Raw genomic sequence first — 17,832 nt, forward strand, 5'->3', positions numbered from 1 at the left:
TCGTAGGCGTTAAAGCGTTCGTAAATCTTTTCCAATTGTTTTTCTTGGAAATCGTTTTTAAAGGCGCGCAAAAAGATTTCACTTGGATCAATCTGGAGGACATTGGCATAATGAACTAACCATCCGATGGATACGTTTTGCTTTCCCCGTTCAATGTTTGAAATGGTTGGCCCGTTCATATCGCTGATGGCTTCGATATCTTTGAGTTTTAACTTCTTTTCGACGCGAATGGATTTTAACGCACTCCCGATTTTTTCGTAAATATTCGGTTCATTGGATGAAATCATGCGCAAAATCCTTTCACAGGGAATGCCGTTTTTCGTTTTCCGTGCTATACTGGTTCCCGTAATTTAATATATAAATTAAAAAATCTCTACAAACTCTTTTATTGGTAGTTTGGCGACCGTCAATAAAAGAGTTTCGGTGTAGAGAAATTTCAAAGGAACTATTGATTGCTCTAATTATAGCATAAATGCAGGTCTGACGAGTAGTCCCAGTTAGATTTTGTCTATGCAGAAGAGCTTGAAGCCCTTTGGAGTTTCTCTGATTGAATCAAGAGAATGGAAGGGGTATGTAAGATGACTGGAAAGTACAACATACGTGAAGAGGCTGCGCAGCGATTTTACCGACTGCCAAAGGTATTTTTCACCAATGACCGTTACAAAAAATTGAGCAATGACGCGAAGATCGCGTTTGCAATTCTACAAGATCGCTTGGATTTGTCCATAAAGAATGATTGGTTTGATGAGGAAGGGAACATTTACTTCTTGTACGGGAATCAGCAATTATCCGATATCTTGAATTGCAGCAAACCGACTGTGATCAAAATTAAAAAAGAGTTGCATCAAGCGGAACTCTTAGAAGAGAAACGTATAGGATTATCGCAATCCAATCGGCTGTATCTCCTCAAACCCGTGGCGGAAATCTCCGATGCGAAGCAGATGGAAGAACCTGAAAAAGAGACTGAAACCCTTGGGGTCCAACAGAAGTTAAAATCTTTAACTTCAAGAAATCAAAGTTCTTTACTTCAAGAAGTTAAAACTTTTAACACTAATGATACTGACCTTAACAAGACTGATCTTAGTGAGACTGAAGTAAAGATCAATCAACTGAGAGAGAAGACCGATCTTCCTGAATTGATTGTGCAGGTCTTAGTCAAAAACAAAAAACGATTGATGGATGACGCCATTGAGGTTCAAGATGTGGCCAACCATTACTTCGCTCACCAAGAGGTATTGACGCTGCACCAGTACGCGGATGCCTTGCAGTACTCTCTCGAACGCACACCTGGACGAATCAAGAGTATTACCGCACGACTCACGAAAGCTCTGGAAGATAAAAAGAAATGGCTAGGCATCCAGGCACAGCCGATTCAAAAGCCTGTCAGAACCGAATTGATACCCGATTGGCTTCACGAACAGAATACAAAGGAAGTATCGGCAGAAACGGTTTCTCCAGAAGAACTGGCGGCTGAAAAAGCGAAATTGCTTCTTAAACTAGCGAAAAGGAAGTCCAAGTGACTTCCTTTTTTAATTTATATATTAAAAAATAATCTGATAAATTAGGCCTTTCACAGTATGCTTTAAGAATAAAGGCGCACTTCATAGGTTTATATTGTTTATTTTAGGACCTTAAAAGAGGATTTAAGTACTGCCATTAAATTGGTATTTTTTATTGCCGGATTTATGGCAATTTGTTACCGTTAAGACAGAGAAGAAAGGTGGTGGCAAATATGTTTGATCGAATTAGTACGTTTTTGAATACATTGTTTACGGATATGCAAACAACCTTCATCACGATTTTCATGATCGGTCTGTTGATTTGTGCAATTGGAGTATGGGCCGGCGATGAGCAATCATCACCGAAATTCAAAAACGGTCTGAAACTGTGCGTTTTGGGCGTCGTGTTGTTCCTATTGGCAAAACCAGTGATCGACTACATCCAAATGAACCTGTAAGAAAACGGGAGAAAGTATGTGATACCCATGCGAACAGATTCCTACATGGAGCGCCAGGAACGGCTGCGTGAGCGAGGCAAAGTCGAATTGCCGTTGAACATCGACACGAAGAAGTACCTGTACGGCAACATCTCGTTCCAGGACGTGTTCATCGTTTCCCCGTTTCTGATCTTAGGGGCGTTCATCTCGTACTTGTTATACCGGGCAGGGACGCTCAATCAGCAACTCCTCCTCGTGGCGTTTGTGCCGGCGATGATCGTAACGGTGTTTCAACTAAACAAGCATCCCGTCCGGAAGAACTTGTCGCTCTTGCAATACAAAGTGATTTGGAAGCTGCGAGCGAAGCACCGGAAGAAAGATTTTCATTATGCGAAAGGAGCCTTACCGATGAGCCGGAACGAACGGGACACCCGAACTGAATTAGGACTCGCGAATATTGCCAACGGCTGTTTGGAGTCCTCGGACCGGCGCCTGATTAAGGTATTGGAAGTGTCCTCGGTCAATTTGTCGCTGATGAACGAGCTGGCGAAAGAGAACGTCTTGTCGGCGTATCAGTCGTTTATCAACGATACGGGCGAGAAACAGATCCAGTTGATGCAAGTCGCGCAGCCAATCAACTTAACGAACTACTTGATGTGGTTCAACGAACAAGTGGATCAGAACTCGTCTTATGCGAAGCGCATGCTCAAGCAAGGTTATGCGGATCAGATCGAACGGATCCAAAAGTCGAAGAACATGGTGACCCGAAAACGATACTTGGTCATTTCCAAACCGATGACGAATTCGCCGAAGGATTACCTGAAGCTCGAAACGACGGCGAACATTCTGCAAGCCAAACTTGAACAGATGCTGTCGGGGTACGAGAAATTGGATGTGAAGATTCTCGAGAACGACGAACTGTTGAAATTCTATTATGCCTGCATCGATTTCGAGAATGCCCAGGCGCAAGGACAGAACATCGTCCATAAAACCAACGCTAAGCTCGATGTGGTCGTTGGGAAGAACACAGCCAAAGCCTTGGTCGAGCAATACAAGAGCTTGCTGAACGATCGATTTGAGTAGGAGGTGGAGACATGGTGTGGAAACCGAAGTGGTTGCAGCCTAAACAACCAGACGAAACAACTTTTGAAGACACGGTCAGTGGCATGAACGAAACGCTTCTCACGGCCATTGCCCCGGACAACCTGACGGAATACGATTCCTCCGTCCGGGTCGGGGCGAATTACACCCGGACGCTTCTCATCGTGGATTACGATCCGATTCAAGACCAGAACAAGATCCAGCAAGTGACGGAGATTCCAGAGAACGTTTCCTTGGTCCATTACCTGCAGGAATACAACATGGGCGAAGTACGGACGCAGCTCGTCAAAAGCATTAAGCAGAACCGGATGAAGATGAACACGCGCTTCGCCGATGAACAGACGATTATTGAATCTGAAGGACAGATTGAAAGTGCCTCGGAAATGTTGCGAAACCTGTCGTACCGTAACGATAAGATTTATCTCTTTCATACGCTCATCCATTTGGTCGCGAGTTCACAAGAAGAACTGGATCAACTGACGACGACCGTCAAAAGTAAATTCTCGAAAATCGGCATCATCCACAACCCAACAGACCGAGCCGTGGATGCGTTCCGGTCGTTCCTTCCGTTGAATGACAACAAAGTGGACGAGCTTACCTACAAGATGACCAATTCGGAAGCGATTTCGTATTTCTTCCCGTTCCACGAAAACGAAATGTTCTCAGAAACGGGTTTGATCAAAGGACGGAACATGACGACAGGGAATGTCGTGATTGTCGACGACACGAACTTATTGAACCGGCATGAATTCGTGATTGGGATTTCCGGCATCGGGAAATCGACGTACTTGTTTGCGAATATGACGAACAAGCACATGCTCGGACGGAAAATCATCACGGTGGATCCAAAAGGCGAATTCGGTCGGAACTATTCGGATCTCGGCGGTGCCTGGGTCAAGTTTCAGCTGAAAGGCGGAAACCGGATCAACCCGATGGACCTCCCGAAAATCAGCGAGAAGATTCAAATGGAAGAAACCGAACTGGGGAACATTTTGCTGACAAAAATCTCGAACCTGTTGGTCATGTTCCAATTGATGTACAACTCCATGAGCGACCTCCAGGAAGACATTTTAAGCCGGTACATTCAAAAGGTTTACGAAGAGAAGGGAATCGATGAGACGACCGATGTGAACCAGTTAACGGCAGATGACTATCCCATCTTAGAAGACTTGTACGAGTTGATTGCACGAGACAAACAGAATGACCCACCATTATACGAACGGATTCGAGATTTTCATACGACCTTGGAAACCTATGTGTATGGCATTTACTCGGAACTGTTTAATGGGGCAACGAACGTCAACATCGATAATGAGTTGGTTTGCTATGACTTGAAAGAAATGAGCAACAACGAAAAGATTCAACGGATTCTCTTCTACAACATCCTCTCGCACACGACTTACGAAATCATGAGTGGCGACCGGCAGCCGAGTGAAATCTTCATTGATGAAGCGCACGTCATCGCCGATCCAAAGGTGCCGAAAGCGATGGAATTCATCTACTTCATGATGAAAGTTCTCCGGTCGTTCAACTGTGGCATTACGACGGCATCTCAATCGGTCGAGGACTTCTTATCGGCACGGGATGAGAACCGGAACTACGGAAAAGCGATCATCACCCAATCGGTTCAACGGCTGTATTTGCCGATGAGCGAAGAAGAACTGAAGTACTTGGAAGAAGAGCTCGGCAATCAGTTCTCCAAAGAAGAACGGTCGACCTTGATTCTGAAAGACGGCAAGAAGAAAGAACAAGCCGGCAAAGGCATTTTCTACACCGGTTCCAAAAAGATCAAGCTCGAGGTGCAGCTGAACGAAGTCACCGAGAAATTATGGTTTGAACAGAAGAGCATTAACGAACTGACGATTTGAAAAGGGATGAGGGCATGAATCCAAAAGACGCAGCCAAAACGATAGGGTCGATCTTGCTGACGAAGGTCTTATTCAGTCCACTCGGATTAATCGCCGTTGGCGTCACGATTTTGCTGATTGTCATGCCGGTGTTCATGTCGATGGCGAGCAAGGGCGAAGATTTCAACCTAGACGACCCCGACAGCAATTTAGAAGCTCTCTCAGACTCCTCAGGCGGCGCATATTGCGCTCCAGAAGGCGAATTGAACGAAGAGCTGTGGACAGCTGGATTTGCCTCTGCGGGCGTTTTTGAAGGGATGGGGGACGTGTTCCTGGACGTAGCAGAAGAACAGGGGATTGATCCGGTGTTAATGGCTGCGATTGCGCTTCACGAAACCGGTCACGGGACTTCATCAGCTGTGGTGGAAAAGAACAATCCCGGAGGCTTGATGGGGTCAGGCGGGCTGTTTGTTTTTGATTCCTTGGAAGAAGGGATCGCCTCAATGGGCAAAACTTTGCACAACCGCATCATCCAGGACGGCCTCGGCACGATTGCCGACCTCGGTTCCGTTTATGCACCAATAGGAGCTAGTAATGACCCGACCAACCTGAACAGTCATTGGGTTCCGAATGTCACGAAAGTGGTTAGCTCGTTAGGTGGATTAACGATGAACTGCGAAACGCCGACCGGAGAATTCGTGCAACCGATTCCGGATGTGGTCATCAATTCGAATTTCGGCATCCGAGTCCATCCGGTGACCGGCATCGTCACCCCGCACGAAGGGGTGGACTTGAATTGCAGCCGACCGGATCCGATCTTCGCAGCGAAAGAAGGAAAAGTGGTATTTGCCCAATACCCATCCGGTGTTTTAGAGACATACGGGTATGTCGTTGTCATTGAACACGCGAATCAGCTTTATAGTTTATATGCCCACCTCAGCAAGATTGACGTCGAAGTAGGCGACCAGATTAGTCAGATGGAGCAACTCGGCCAGTGTGGCACGACCGGGCGCTCGACCGGTGACCATCTGCATTTTGAAATCCATACGGATCGCATGTTTGGCAATCGGGTCAATCCGATGCCGTATCTTGAAGGAGAGAAGGGGACGGACGAATGAAACAGATGAATGGGCAGATGATTCTACTGGGGGCGCTCGTCTTGGTCTTCGCGCTTGTAAGTTTCAACCTCTACTTCAGCAAGCAAGATGCTGAAAAGGAGAACGAACGTCTAACAGATCAAGTCGAGCGTCTCTCGGCAAAAGAAAAACAAAGCGAGGCACTCTACACACAGACGGAAGCGTTTATCGAAGCGACCTTTGAAGGAGATGCTCTTCGTTACTTCACCGAATCCTATCGTTTGGAAGTAGAAGACGAAGTCGCGGAAGCCGAAACGATGCACGGGCATAGCCGAAGCAATACAGAGGATTTAGAGATCTTCAATATCTCCGTTCGTCCGGCAGAAGAAGGATTTCAAGTCTATGCCATTTACCGGATTACCTTAACGGGTGTAGAAGGGGAGATGGAGACCCCTGGTAGTCAGCGTGTGATGTACTTGATGTCTCAAATGCATTGGATCGAAGAACAAGGTGAATGGAAAGTCGATACGCACGATCTGGAACCGTTAACGTCCGGAGAAGAGTTCGAGGAAGCGATAAACAACGGATAATGGAAGGAAAGGATGATCGAGATGAAGGCAAAACTCCACCAGGTACTCGTCTTCCAGCAACGTATCCAAAAACAGATAGATGGATTGATTGATCGGCTTTCTCGAACCGCCATTGACCAGGAAGAACGTAAGTTTGAGTTGATGTATGACAAGCCTTTAAGTGATAAGGAAAAAATCGAGATAAAGAAACATATTGTTATGAAATGGGCGATTCTCTCACTTGTACCTCTTCTTTTTCTCGTTTTGACGCTGTTGAATAGGGAGGTAATGATGTGAGAAAAAATTTAATATTAGTTTCTCTCTTTCTATTATTCTTCCTCGTTCCATTTACAGTAGTATTTGCTGAAGAAGGCGAGTTCATGGATGAGACAATAGAAGAGTATAAGAGAACACAATCAAGTAGTGAAAAAGTGGATAGTGTCGAATCTTATATGAAAAATGTGCTTTACCTCGAAAAATATGATTATAATACCAATCAATTTAGCTGCAAATGGCACGAAATCGGTTGTCATACAAATAGCTTTTTGTTTACCACAGTAAGTGGGTTTGTATATGGGGCTGTAGATAGCTTTAGTAAATTCCAAATCGATGCAGATTTTATTACAGGAAACCCTGTTTATGAGGGCTATATGCTAAATTTCAAATCGTTAGCGTGGACAATCACTGCCATTTTTATTTTATGGCAAACGACTAAAATCGTAATCTTATACACTGGGAATGGAGAAGAAGGGATGAATTCCCTTCATGACAAGCTAATTGCTGTGGTGACGGGTGGCATCCTGCTGGGTATCTATGCACAGTTGTTCGATTGGATCTTAAAATTAACTCATTTACTTACCGAAACCATGCTCACATCGCCTGTTACTCATTACGATATCATGCAAGTCATGGCTGTTAATTCAGTAGGATATGGGCTGATTTTAATGATTGTGGTTTCAGCCATTCTTTTTGTTTTCTTCTTATCGATTCTGTATCGAACAGTCTTGTTTGTCATCCTGTATATTACAGGGGTCTTGGCTATCCCTACGATAGTCAATGATCAGTACAATTTCTTCAATTTATGGATGAAAACGGTCGTGAGCAATATATTAACTCTGACTATCCAATTATTATGTTTTGTTTTAGGAATAAAAACATTAGTAGATCTTACTGATGGGGGAAGCATGATTTTGGGAATGATTTTCTTTATTGTGGGGTTATCGATTCCAACATTGTTAAACCAATTCGGAGCTTCTACAGGATCTGCTAAAGCAGTTGGATCCTCGGTGAAGTATGTTGCTCGATATGCAAGAAGATAAAGGAGTGGAATGATGAAGAAATATTTGTACTTACTCACCTTGTTTATAGTTGTTCTAGCACTTGGGGCGTGTAATTCAGACGCTGAAGATCAGGGGGATACAGAACAAAGTCCGGAAAACAATAAAGTATTCAATGAGGAAGATATCACAAGAGCTGAAGAAGTAGTCGTTTTTCTAAATGAAAGAATGGACGAGTTGGAAGAGAAAGTGAACAAGAGTATTCAGAACGAAGAATTAGTCATTGAAGACGAAGCATCCTTCAATACACAAGTTCAAGAGTTGGCTGATGAGATAGTTTTTGAAAAGGTGGATGAAGAGTTCGCTGGAGTTGTTGCTTTTGAAGGTGCAGCTGGCGAAAACGAAAACATCTATTTTAATAAAATGAGTAGCGAACCGTGTAGTCTAGGTCATTGCGAGTACGATGGCATTGAGACTATGCAGGTAGACCTCAATGCCAATGAAAATAAAGAGTACGAGTCGCCTTACTTTTCAATATCAGAACTCGTATTTGGAGAAGCTCAATACAGATACGAGAGTGAAGAGGAAGAACAGTCGACTGAAATTTATTTTGTGAAAAGCAAAGAAAATCAATTAGTTTTAGCTCAACATACTGCCTTAGATATTCGATCAATTAATCTAAAAGAATTGGATAAAGAATATGACGAAATCCAATCAAGTGTGCCGGAAAGTGAAGTTGAGGCTGAACAAGAAGCCTATCGCAGCGATGTGGAAGAAACGCTAGCTCATTATCCAGAGCTTCAATAGTTTTATAAAGGTGGTGAACGTTATATGGTTGTTCGCACAATCGCCAATCGAGTGGGAACCATCGAGATCGATCAGAATACATTTTATTTCTTGCAGCCACTGTCCGCATTTAAAACAGAAGAAATGGAACAAATCGAACGGGCTTACGAGAAACAGATGCAACAAGTAACGGGAGACCCGACCTTCATATCGGCTCAAGAGATCTCTTTTCAATCGGGCCAGGTTCGATTCGAATACGACTTAACGGATCTGCATGGTTTTAATGCATTAAAAGCGATGGCATTTGAAGATAAGCTGCCGTATTACTTATCGCTCGTCCAATTAGCCCGGCAGTCTGAAATCAATGTCTTGTGGCAAAAAGAGAACTTCGTATTGAATAAAGAAGCATCTATCCTCCATGTCATGGTCGCAGAAAATAACACGATGCCATTAAGCAACGAGAAAGATCGACTGTCGGCTGTCAAAGAACTGATCATCATTTCTCTGACCCGATTAAATCAAGTGTACGGCCGACCGAGAAGAACCGATTTTCTAGAGCAAAGTGATGAAGTGATACGATTTGCCGAAACGATTTACTTGCGCCTGCAGTCGTTGGAAGAAATAGAATCCTATATTTTAGATGTAGCCAATCAAGTAGAAGAACACAAAAAAGCGAAGCAACAGGAACTGGAGTTAGCTAAGCAAAACGAAACGAAGTGGTCCGTTACGATGGCATCGTTTCGTGAGAGTCTTCAACGACTCCCTTCCTATACCAAACTGGCTCAAGAAAACCGTGCAAAACCAGCAACTGGTGGGAATAAAAAGCTATTCGTCGGGGTGGCTGCGGTCCTTCTGGCAGCATTCGGACTGAACGTCGTCCTCACACAAGCAACAGAGAACGCTCAGGAGACGGAATCAGGAGAAGTGGCCGATGGTGAACTAAACCTGACAGACGTTTACCGAGCAGGGATGTTAGGAGATACAGACGGTGTCTTGGAAAGCTTAGAATCCGTGGACTACAGTGAGTTAGAGGCTGCTGATCAGGAAGTGCTTAATCGCTTGTACATCGAGCAAGGCGAGTATGAGAAAGCTCTCCATCATCAACCTGAGTTACTTGGGAGTATTGCCGAGCAACTGAGCCGTGAAGGGGACATAGAAGGGCTTAAGCTCCTCCAAGATACGACTGACGAACCTTCCGATGTCGTTGAGTTCGAACTAGCTGCTGTGGAAGAAGAATGGGCGCGCATTATCGAGTTGCGAAACCAAGTCGAGTTAACTGGTCGGCGTGTTGATACGGTGTTAGCAGCATTTATTACCGAAAAGGATTTTCAAGGCGCGAAAGGATTTCTCGAAAAACACAACCTAACCGATGAAAAATTTATGAGCTCTGCGTTGAAAGCTGAGAAAGAGGCGCTTCAGTTAGAGGAATTGGAGGCAGAGAAACAGAAAGTAGAAGAAGCAATTGAAAAAGAGAACGATAAAAAAGCAACGAAGAAAGCTGAAGAGCGCTTGAAAGAGATCAATCAAGAGATAGAAGAAATTGCTACGGGAGAGTAAGGGGGAAGAGTGTGCATACCAAGAGGATTAACAATTCAGGACGTATTGTGATTCCAAAAGAGATTTTAGAGATGTTTGAGCTGCAAGAGGGTGACTTGGTCGATGTCACGCATAACGAACGGCAGATTATCCTTGAACCTCATCGACAACGGTATGTCTGTGCCGTGACGGGGAAAGTCGCGGATGAAGCCATTCGCATTGGTGAAGCATGGATCAGCAAAGAAGGTTTGAAGCAAATTGTGAAATACATGAGTGACGAATAAAAACGTACCCGGCAATGATTGAACAGCCGGGTACGCTTTTTGAATAGTTGATTATTTTTTTGTAGCGTTCTGTAATTCTTCAAGGAGGATAGCTGCACCCTTTCGACTCAGATGCAATCCCTTTGCGTATTCAGATTCAAAATTATCATCTAAGATTTCTCCTGTGATGGCACATGCTTTTTCTGTCTGATATTTTTTCAAAATGATTCGATCGTCTTCTACGAATATTTCCATAGCGTCCCCGATAGAGACGTTAAGTGCTCTTCTTAACTCAATAGGCGTGACAATGCGACCTAATTGGTCTACTTTCCGAACGATTCCTGTACTTTTCATAAGTTGTCTCCTTTAACTCAAACTAACCATATTTTATCTAATTTCGGAATGATTTTATACAATAATAGGCTAGTGCTTTCCGTTTCTTAACTGGTTCTATTTTTGTCCGAAGTGGTTCTAACATATGTTAAGTAGTTGTAGGCAATTAACTCAACGTCTCCATTAGTGTTTTTCTGTATATTGAAAGTAGAGGATTAACTACAGTAATTTAGGGGGAAGTTAATTCTTGAGTATGAAAGATATCTTTCAAAATCTATAGGCGGCACGATGATTACGAGGTTGAAAATTTCTTTAAGTAATTATTATAGTTTTGAAACCCATATCTTTTATAATACCTCCTACTTCCGTATAATTACATAAAAAGAAAAGTGGAAATTGACTTGAAGTGTTAGCTTCGAGTCAATTTCTACTTTTCTTTTAGTAACATCTTGTAACATGTTTACTTAACGTATATAAGAAGTTTGCTCTTTTTCTAATGCATCTTTAAGCCATCTTGGGTGCATGGGTAAAAGGTTTTCTGGCAACTCATTAAATGCAAAGTAGTGCACATCCAATGATTCTTCGCTTTCTTTAATGAGAGTCCCTCCCACCACTTCACATTCGAAGCAAGTCGTAATAAAGTGACTTATATTCCCGTTTGAATATGAAAAAACTTGGGAGACGGGGTCAGAATAAACTCCGATTAACCGATTGACTTTCACTTTTAACCCCGTTTCTTCACTAATTTCTCTAATGATTGCTTCTTCTACCGTTTCACCCGGTTCAACATGTCCCGAAGGAATCCCCCATAAACCATTGTCTGCTCGTTTCATTAGGAGAACGTGCTGGGCTTTATCAAATATAATGCCTGCAACGCCTGCTTTAATATGTTCAGGCCATGGAAAGGAAGGAGAAATCCACTCTTTTATTTTGATGGTACTATCAAATAAACCGTTTAAATTTGGTATTGTGACATCCGGATTACGAAAATCTTTAGGAGATGGAAAGTTGTTTGTCTTTTGATCCGATATTAAAATAGCTGGTATTCCTAGCTGATGTGCTCCTAAAACATCAGTTTCCGGATTGTCACCTACCATGACGACTCTAGCGGAAGGGGAGATGTCTTCAAGCGCTTTTGTAAACATATAGGAAAATGGTTTTCCCACAATGATAGGTCTTTTTTTTGTAGATACACGAATTGCTTCTACGATTGCTCCGACAGCTGGCATAGGACCTTCCGGAGTCGGAAATGTGCTGTCCGCATTTGTCGCAACAAATGTTGCACCTCTATGAATCAATTTCGCTGCCTTCTGGATGTCGTAAAAAGAGACATTATGATTCCATCCAACAACAACAGCTTCCGCATTGTCTCGATCTCCAGTACGAATACCGACCTGTTGACATTCCCATTTTAAATTATCGTCCCCTAAAACAAGTGCAGTGCTGATTTTTTCGTTCTGTAAATATTGGGCAGTCACCCAACCTGATGTAATGACTTCTTCGCTGCTTGCCTCTATGCCAAGACTATTTAATCGCAGAGCTACTTTCTTGCGAGTTGTACAAGGATTATTGGTTAAAAACCGAATGCTTTTCTTATCTTGTCGAAGACGTTTAAGCGATTCTACTGCTCCAGGAAGTGAGTCAGGGCCTATATAAATCACGCCATCTAGATCAAACAAAAACACATCAAATTCATTAACTAGCATGACACTCTCTCCTTCGAGTTATTACTAAACCTCTTAACAATCAGTTCCAATTCGTGTGTATGTGGATAAAAAAGCAACCTAGTCTTGAATTGGTTTTATCGATCGATAGATGACAAATGGGGGAAAGTCCCATTCACTTCTCCAATGACTGAAGTTATGCTTTTGTTCAATCATTTTTAATTCCTTCTCGGGAATATCGCGCAGAGTCGGTTCTATTTGTTCAATTTCTTGAAAACCTACTTTCTTAAGCAGTTCTTGATACATTGACTTTGGCCAGTGAAAATCATTCAAAACCAAATCTTCTTGATTATCGATGTGTAAGTATTCTTGTCTACATTCTCCATCAGTATACTCTCTTCCTGGTAAACCATTTCGAAACGTTGAAAAATCGATACCTGTAGAGTCGGGATTCGTGTCTAAAATGACGAAAGACGAGCGAGGTTTTAGTACCCGATAAATCTCTTTCATAATCCGCTGAATTCGATCTTTATTGTCTGTATTAATGAAAACATAACATGCCATAGCTCCGTCCATTGAATTGTCGTTTAGAAAAGATAAACTATCATCTTGTATCAATTGATAATTCACATTTGGATGAGTTCGTTTTTCTAAAGCAATATCAATCATTTTTTTTGATTCGTCTACAGCTATAATATTTAAGTCCGTATCCTCAGCCAGTCTATAAGCTACTTTTCCTGGTCCACATCCATAATCAAGTATGTTTTTTTTTTACCTTAGAAGTAGAATTGAAAGCAGGGAAGACAAAACGAAATCCTAAAGTTTGTTCAAGGGTATCGTTGTAAGCATCAAATTTGGTAGCAACAATTTCTTCTTTAAAAGAAGTTTTTTCCATAATCAATTATTCCTCTCTTTTCCGATTTAATACTGGATTTTTTCACGTTCCTTGAAGTGAGATGGCCATTTATTAATCATGAAGTGCTGATAGACTGGCAGTAAATTAGTATATAAGGAAAAATCAATTGGTCTTTCGTTAGCAATGTATTGATACAAACTAAAAAGCAAAAGGATCTGTTTCCAATATTCAGGCAAATGTAATTGCCCGTTATCTAAACTAGACATTTGAATTTGATCTTTTCTTAATAAGGATTCATACTTCAACACGGTTTCAATTGACGGCCAGTTATCTGTAAAAGGCATTTTAGGAAACTCAAAAACAGGCTTCATTTTTGGAGGATTAGACTTGGCTTCTTGAAGTACTTTTTCAGTCCATTGATTATCAGGTTGATAGACATGGATAGAACCGACATTGTGGAAGTATTCTCCTAATTCTAATTTGAGTTCTCTTGCCATCAACTCTTGAAAAAAAGTAAAAGAAAAAACATCGCTTACTATCCCTCGAAAAGCATCATTTGCACGCATGAAAGATGCTGTGTAAAGTTTGTTTTCTCTTACGAAAAACTGGAGTCCTAACGTACAAGAAACATCTGTATTCTTGGGGATGACAAGTTCAGTTGCATCAAATATTTGCATAAACGCTCGTTTGGAATCAACATCCTCATAGGTTAATAAATCTTTGATTTGTTTCCGTTGGTTCACTTTAGCATTCCCAAATTCAAATATTTTTGGTCCATAAGCTGTCCCAGTTAGAGTTTTTCCATTCATAGAATACTCGGGCATTTTTTTGTTGTAATAACCAATAAAGTCAAGGCTGTTATCTGCAGATAAATACCACAAAACTTCGGCAAAATTGAAAACAATATTTGTTTTTCGACTTGCTAAGTAACATACACGTTCCACTGGATTCTTAATACTCAGATGATAATTGAGCTTTTCACGACTGGGATTGCCGCGTGGTGCATTAAAAAAATGTGGATGATGGTAGGTCTCATGTAATGTCTCTATATAGGCTTCATGGAAGTTCCTATAATGCATCTGTATCTCCTCCTAAACAAATTGCAAATATAGCTTTTCGATTTGACCCAAATAGTCTTCCTCTTGTAGATAACGGACGAAATTGACATTAGCGACAGTACCAAGACCCTTAATTAAAAAGGCATAGTCTTTTTCTTCTTCTAATAATAGAATAATAGGTTTATTTAAAGCTGAAGCCCAGCCAATTTCTATGTGTGTACCAGGAGAAGCTGGTGATCCAGGGAAGGCAACAAAAAGATCACAAGTGCTGATTTCTTGAAAGTCTATTTCTGTGCATTCTTCTGGCGTCATGAAATCCTTTCCCCAACCTTCACGTTTATGTGCATTGTGGACTGAAAACCCTTTAGCTTCAAAAAAAGATATCAGATTTATCAACTTTTGCTTCTCATGACTTTGCATTACTCCTGTTTTTGGATCAACCAAATTTTTAAAAGGACCTGCTAGAAATACTTTTCTACCTTGACTCATTTTTTATCACTCCTAATATAAAAATAAAACCACTTCCGGGATGGGAAGTGGTTTAAATACCAAATAGCATTAAATCTTTATTAATGCTTCACACTTCCCTACGTTGGTATAAACCAAATCAGGTTCAAAGAGTTGCAGACTTTTAGTCTTTTCTCAGCTTTTAACATAAAAGCACCCCTAGCAATATTATTTAGTTGTTAGATATTTGGGAATGTTTAACACCATCTAAAAGCATAACATAAGTGTTCCTGATAGTATATAAATTCCAATACATTTTTTGTAAATAAAGTTTTTGAGAAATTTATTAAAAACTTATCTAATAAAATGGACTGTATTGTCATACCGATCAAAAAAATCGTGGTAACTCTTAGTCTTTCTAAATACATAAAGAATGAACCAAGGTATTGGCTTTTGATAATGTTTTACAATAGTTAGCATATGCTAATGATAATAGAGGACTGTCATAAGTAATTACAGTAGAACAAGAAATTACTAAATGAAAAATATGGTATATTAAGGTATATATGGAGGTGGATAAATTGAATTTTAAAATCGACATACCGACTGATAGCGAAGGTTTCTATTCATTGGAATGTCCACATTGCAACGAGCGTTTTAAAGCTCTTGGTGGAGATATAGATGCCGAAGAAATTCTTGAAATTTTTTGTCCTCAATGTGGATTGTTGTCCAATAGTTCTAATTTTATTCCTTCAGATGTTATAAATCACGCTAAAACGCTTGCTTTAAACTACATGCAAGAAGAAGTTTATAAAACGTTTAAAAAGGCCGGCAGAAGAAGTAAAAGTTCTGGCCTCAGTTTTAAAGTTGATAAGCCTCGAAAAGAAGTGCCTAAATTGCTAACTGAAGATGAAAATTTAGAAAAAGTAGAGTTGATTTGCTGTAATAGAATTATCAAGGTAAACATTGATCAAAAGGCAGGAAATATATATTGTCCTTATTGTGGGGTGAACTAGTAATGAGTGAAAGACTTGCATTGACTGAACAAGAATATCAAAAGGTATCATTGAACTTTAGAAAGATAGCTAGTAGATTTCTTCAAACGGATTTTCGAGAAGCCGATGATAATTTAGATAGATTTCTTCTTTATATAGAAGAATCACCAGCTATCTATAAATTTATACAAGAGAACAATACAAAAGAATATGAGATTGAAGAGTTAATAGATGCTAAACATTATAATCAAAAATTCAAATTACCGGTTCGTACCAGTGACGAAATTGCTTTTATCTATCAATTGCTAAAAGGTATTTCAGAAAATGAAAGAACCTATTTAGATATTGCCATAGGATATAACGATGGAAATAAATTGCAAGATGCAGTAACAAAGTTCAATCAACAAGTAGCTAAACCTCTTATTGATCATATAGTTTCTTATTTAGGGGAGATGGCAATAGATATGGGGCTAAATAAAAAATTAGGAACGCAATACAACATCAATGGTTTTAGAGGTCAATTAAATCATGCAGAAGGTCATTCGTCGATAACTGCAAATCAAATGTATAGTGAATCTAAAGTAGAAGATTTAAAAGACCTTAGTGAAAAATTTGTTGGGGAACTTTTAAAGGATGAAGACATTTCTCTGACACAGAAAGAAGATACAATTGAATTTATAGAGGCTGCTATACAAGAAGTTGAAGCTGAAAAACCTAAAAAAGCATTAATAAAAATGGCTGTCGAGAAAGTAAATGAAGTTAAAGAAATTGCTGCTGCAGGATCTACCGTGTATACAATGGGAGATCAACTGTGGAATTTGTTAAGAACCTTTACTTGAATTTAGTTGAGTAACAGCTCACAAAAGCATTGATATTATATCGTGATGAAAAGGGGGCTGTTAAACAACAGCCCCTTTGCTCATGGAAAATCATTGGGAGCGATATTTATTGTATTAGTAAGCGTCTAGATAAACTATATAGCTTCAATTTGATTACTGAAGGCGAATTCTATCTTTATAATTATAGAAATAACGATTACTGAAAGTTTTTTTCAAAATAATCACCAATTGAAGTTAGTGCTGATAAAATCGTTCGATAGTTTTCCTGAAACGTTATGGAAGACTATGATTAACATCGAGGTTTGATGTAAGTTTTTATTTTGAAATAAGGGAGAGGAAATACGTTGAACAATTTGCCATTGAATGATGAAATTGCTGTAGCATTTTCACAAATAGTAGATGATGCACTAGTAACTAAGCGTAAGCCAAGTCATGCCGACATAGATAATATTATTCATCGCTACAAATTAAGTAAGGGAGATCCAAAGCTAAGTGGCCAAAATACAAGTGTAGGAAAAGCTAAAAGAATCAATGCAGTATTGAATTGGTCTCTAGAATATAATCAGGACGCAGGTGAGTCATTTATTGGCGCTCTTTTATCTTTAGTTAAAGGTCATGGAGGATTCCGTGAGGATTCTCAAAACTTTGTTGGTATCGAAGCGATTCGAAATCTGCAAAGCTCTTTAAAATCGGAAGGATTCTCTCTGGCAAGTGACGGGACTGTAACTCCAATTGTACTGGACAATCTATCTGATTTGGAAATGGAAGAAGCTTTAAAAGGATATGTGCGTCGTGCTAAGAAAGGGGCCTCAGATGCGGCATTACTCACAGGAACTAGCAAGGATCTATTAGAAGCTGTAGCTGCATATGTTATTACTAAGATATTGGGAGAGTATCCGCAAAAGAACTTTCCTACTTTGCTGGGGCTGGCTTTTCATTTATTGGAATTATCTACACCTGACAGAGAAGACAAGAGTAAGGTTACTAGTCGTTTAGAGGTCAGCTTATACAGTTTAGGTTGTGCAGTTAATAATTTACGTAATAAGCAAGGAACGGGCCATGGAAGACCTTTTCTGCCATCTGTGAGTGATATCGAAGCAAAAGCTGCCATCGAAAGCATGGGCATGATATCAGAGTTCTTATTAAGCAAACTAAAAGAAAAAACTAAATAAAAGAAATGGATTATAAAAGAAAGAACATGGTAAAAAAACTTTTAAATGGGCTAGCAAGAGTTTAAGTTAAGGATTTT

The 17,832-nt window shown here is 40.5% G+C and carries 21 protein-coding genes and 1 riboswitch; of the genes, 14 read left to right on the top strand and 7 right to left on the bottom strand.

Going from position 1 to position 17,832, the window contains the following annotated elements; all coding sequences use genetic code 11:
* Positions 1-287 (bottom strand): helix-turn-helix domain-containing protein (locus ON064_RS07435; protein WP_274624268.1); only part of this gene is annotated, 287 nt, incomplete at its 3' end.
* A gap of 291 nt (positions 288-578) precedes the next feature.
* On the opposite strand from ON064_RS07435, the gene ON064_RS07440 reads away from it, so the two are divergent.
* The 11 genes from ON064_RS07440 (at position 579) to ON064_RS07490 (ending at position 10,412) form a co-directional block, all read left to right on the top strand.
* Entirely contained in the window at positions 579-1,520 is a 942-nt protein-coding gene (locus ON064_RS07440) for a replication initiator protein A (protein ID WP_274624269.1), read from the top strand.
* A gap of 212 nt (positions 1,521-1,732) precedes the next feature.
* Entirely contained in the window at positions 1,733-1,957 is a 225-nt protein-coding gene (locus tag ON064_RS07445) for a hypothetical protein (RefSeq protein WP_211656125.1), read from the top strand.
* Positions 1,958-1,984: 27 nt separating this feature from the next.
* Complete coding sequence (locus tag ON064_RS07450) at positions 1,985-3,019, top strand: TrsD (RefSeq protein ID WP_274624270.1); 1,035 nt, start codon at positions 1,985-1,987, stop codon at positions 3,017-3,019.
* Positions 3,020-3,030: 11 nt separating this feature from the next.
* Positions 3,031-4,905 carry a VirB4 family type IV secretion system protein gene (locus ON064_RS07455; protein ID WP_274624271.1) on the top strand — a complete coding sequence of 625 codons (1,875 nt, stop codon included), beginning with the start codon at positions 3,031-3,033 and terminating at the stop codon, positions 4,903-4,905.
* A gap of 14 nt (positions 4,906-4,919) precedes the next feature.
* Positions 4,920-6,002: a M23 family metallopeptidase gene (locus ON064_RS07460; protein WP_274624272.1), complete on the top strand. Its 1,083-nt coding sequence runs from the start codon at positions 4,920-4,922 to the stop codon at positions 6,000-6,002.
* Positions 5,999-6,550: a hypothetical protein gene (locus ON064_RS07465; RefSeq protein ID WP_274624273.1), complete on the top strand. Its 552-nt coding sequence runs from the start codon at positions 5,999-6,001 to the stop codon at positions 6,548-6,550. The genes ON064_RS07460 and ON064_RS07465 overlap by 4 nt, the downstream gene beginning before the upstream one ends.
* Positions 6,551-6,571: 21 nt before the next feature.
* A complete protein-coding gene (locus tag ON064_RS07470; protein WP_274624274.1) occupies positions 6,572-6,826 on the top strand; it encodes a hypothetical protein in 255 nt (84 codons plus the stop codon).
* Positions 6,823-7,848, top strand: coding sequence for a conjugal transfer protein TrbL family protein (locus tag ON064_RS07475; protein ID WP_274624275.1), 1,026 nt, complete (start codon positions 6,823-6,825; stop codon positions 7,846-7,848). The genes ON064_RS07470 and ON064_RS07475 overlap by 4 nt, the downstream gene beginning before the upstream one ends.
* Positions 7,849-7,860: 12 nt before the next feature.
* The gene (locus ON064_RS07480; protein ID WP_274624276.1) at positions 7,861-8,613 is read left to right on the top strand and encodes a hypothetical protein; all 753 of its coding nucleotides are present in this window, start codon (positions 7,861-7,863) and stop codon (positions 8,611-8,613) included.
* Between the two features lie 24 nt (positions 8,614-8,637).
* Positions 8,638-10,149 carry a hypothetical protein gene (locus tag ON064_RS07485; RefSeq protein WP_274624277.1) on the top strand — a complete coding sequence of 504 codons (1,512 nt, stop codon included), beginning with the start codon at positions 8,638-8,640 and terminating at the stop codon, positions 10,147-10,149.
* An 11-nt stretch (positions 10,150-10,160) separates the two neighbouring features.
* Positions 10,161-10,412, top strand: a complete 252-nt coding sequence (locus tag ON064_RS07490) for an AbrB/MazE/SpoVT family DNA-binding domain-containing protein (RefSeq protein ID WP_274624278.1) — start codon at positions 10,161-10,163, stop codon at positions 10,410-10,412.
* A gap of 51 nt (positions 10,413-10,463) precedes the next feature.
* Here ON064_RS07490 and ON064_RS07495 read toward each other — a convergent pair whose 3' ends face one another.
* The 6 genes from ON064_RS07495 to ON064_RS07520 form a co-directional block, all read right to left on the bottom strand.
* Positions 10,464-10,745: an AbrB/MazE/SpoVT family DNA-binding domain-containing protein gene (locus tag ON064_RS07495; protein WP_274624279.1), complete on the bottom strand. Its 282-nt coding sequence runs from the start codon at positions 10,743-10,745 to the stop codon at positions 10,464-10,466.
* 443 nt (positions 10,746-11,188) lie between these two features.
* The gene (locus ON064_RS07500; protein WP_274624280.1) at positions 11,189-12,430 is read right to left on the bottom strand and encodes an HAD-IIA family hydrolase; all 1,242 of its coding nucleotides are present in this window, start codon (positions 12,428-12,430) and stop codon (positions 11,189-11,191) included.
* 78 nt (positions 12,431-12,508) lie between these two features.
* A complete protein-coding gene (locus ON064_RS07505; RefSeq protein WP_342455320.1) occupies positions 12,509-13,150 on the bottom strand; it encodes a class I SAM-dependent methyltransferase in 642 nt (213 codons plus the stop codon).
* The gene (locus ON064_RS07510) at positions 13,143-13,283 is read right to left on the bottom strand and encodes a hypothetical protein (protein ID WP_274624281.1); all 141 of its coding nucleotides are present in this window, start codon (positions 13,281-13,283) and stop codon (positions 13,143-13,145) included. The genes ON064_RS07505 and ON064_RS07510 overlap by 8 nt, the downstream gene beginning before the upstream one ends.
* A 26-nt stretch (positions 13,284-13,309) precedes the next feature.
* Positions 13,310-14,323, bottom strand: a complete 1,014-nt coding sequence (locus tag ON064_RS07515; protein WP_274624282.1) for a thymidylate synthase — start codon at positions 14,321-14,323, stop codon at positions 13,310-13,312.
* Between the two features lie 12 nt (positions 14,324-14,335).
* Positions 14,336-14,791, bottom strand: coding sequence for a nucleoside 2-deoxyribosyltransferase (locus ON064_RS07520; RefSeq protein WP_274624283.1), 456 nt, complete (start codon positions 14,789-14,791; stop codon positions 14,336-14,338).
* Between the two features lie 78 nt (positions 14,792-14,869).
* Positions 14,870-14,980, bottom strand: a riboswitch (TPP riboswitch).
* Positions 14,981-15,321: 341 nt separating this feature from the next.
* Between ON064_RS07520 and ON064_RS07525 the strand changes: the two genes are divergently transcribed.
* The 3 genes from ON064_RS07525 to ON064_RS07535 all read left to right on the top strand — a co-directional run bounded on the left by ON064_RS07525 (position 15,322) and on the right by ON064_RS07535 (position 17,755).
* Entirely contained in the window at positions 15,322-15,765 is a 444-nt protein-coding gene (locus ON064_RS07525; protein ID WP_274624284.1) for a hypothetical protein, read from the top strand.
* 2 nt (positions 15,766-15,767) lie between these two features.
* Positions 15,768-16,583, top strand: a complete 816-nt coding sequence (locus ON064_RS07530; RefSeq protein ID WP_274624285.1) for a hypothetical protein — start codon at positions 15,768-15,770, stop codon at positions 16,581-16,583.
* Between the two features lie 344 nt (positions 16,584-16,927).
* Positions 16,928-17,755, top strand: coding sequence for an abortive infection family protein (locus tag ON064_RS07535; RefSeq protein WP_274624286.1), 828 nt, complete (start codon positions 16,928-16,930; stop codon positions 17,753-17,755).
* The last annotated feature ends 77 nt before the right edge of the window (positions 17,756-17,832 follow it).

This window comes from Planococcus sp. A6, assembly GCF_028823615.1.
GTDB lineage: Bacteria > Bacillota > Bacilli > Bacillales_A > Planococcaceae > Planococcus.

Bases quoted from the DNA above. Each gene is read 5' to 3' on its own strand.
- ON064_RS07440 (WP_274624269.1), top strand. From the start codon at position 579: ATGACTGGAAAGTACAACATACGTGAAGAGGCTGCGCAGCGATTTTAC.
- ON064_RS07445 (WP_211656125.1), top strand. From the start codon at position 1,733: ATGTTTGATCGAATTAGTACGTTTTTGAATACATTGTTTACGGATATG.
- ON064_RS07450 (WP_274624270.1), top strand. From the start codon at position 1,985: ATGCGAACAGATTCCTACATGGAGCGCCAGGAACGGCTGCGTGAGCGA.
- ON064_RS07455 (WP_274624271.1), top strand. From the start codon at position 3,031: ATGGTGTGGAAACCGAAGTGGTTGCAGCCTAAACAACCAGACGAAACA.
- ON064_RS07460 (WP_274624272.1), top strand. From the start codon at position 4,920: ATGAATCCAAAAGACGCAGCCAAAACGATAGGGTCGATCTTGCTGACG.
- ON064_RS07465 (WP_274624273.1), top strand. From the start codon at position 5,999: ATGAAACAGATGAATGGGCAGATGATTCTACTGGGGGCGCTCGTCTTG.
- ON064_RS07470 (WP_274624274.1), top strand. From the start codon at position 6,572: ATGAAGGCAAAACTCCACCAGGTACTCGTCTTCCAGCAACGTATCCAA.
- ON064_RS07480 (WP_274624276.1), top strand. From the start codon at position 7,861: ATGAAGAAATATTTGTACTTACTCACCTTGTTTATAGTTGTTCTAGCA.
- ON064_RS07485 (WP_274624277.1), top strand. From the start codon at position 8,638: ATGGTTGTTCGCACAATCGCCAATCGAGTGGGAACCATCGAGATCGAT.
- ON064_RS07495 (WP_274624279.1), bottom strand. From the start codon at position 10,745: ATGAAAAGTACAGGAATCGTTCGGAAAGTAGACCAATTAGGTCGCATT.
- ON064_RS07500 (WP_274624280.1), bottom strand. From the start codon at position 12,430: ATGCTAGTTAATGAATTTGATGTGTTTTTGTTTGATCTAGATGGCGTG.
- ON064_RS07510 (WP_274624281.1), bottom strand. From the start codon at position 13,283: ATGGAAAAAACTTCTTTTAAAGAAGAAATTGTTGCTACCAAATTTGAT.
- ON064_RS07515 (WP_274624282.1), bottom strand. From the start codon at position 14,323: ATGCATTATAGGAACTTCCATGAAGCCTATATAGAGACATTACATGAG.
- ON064_RS07520 (WP_274624283.1), bottom strand. From the start codon at position 14,791: ATGAGTCAAGGTAGAAAAGTATTTCTAGCAGGTCCTTTTAAAAATTTG.
- ON064_RS07530 (WP_274624285.1), top strand. From the start codon at position 15,768: ATGAGTGAAAGACTTGCATTGACTGAACAAGAATATCAAAAGGTATCA.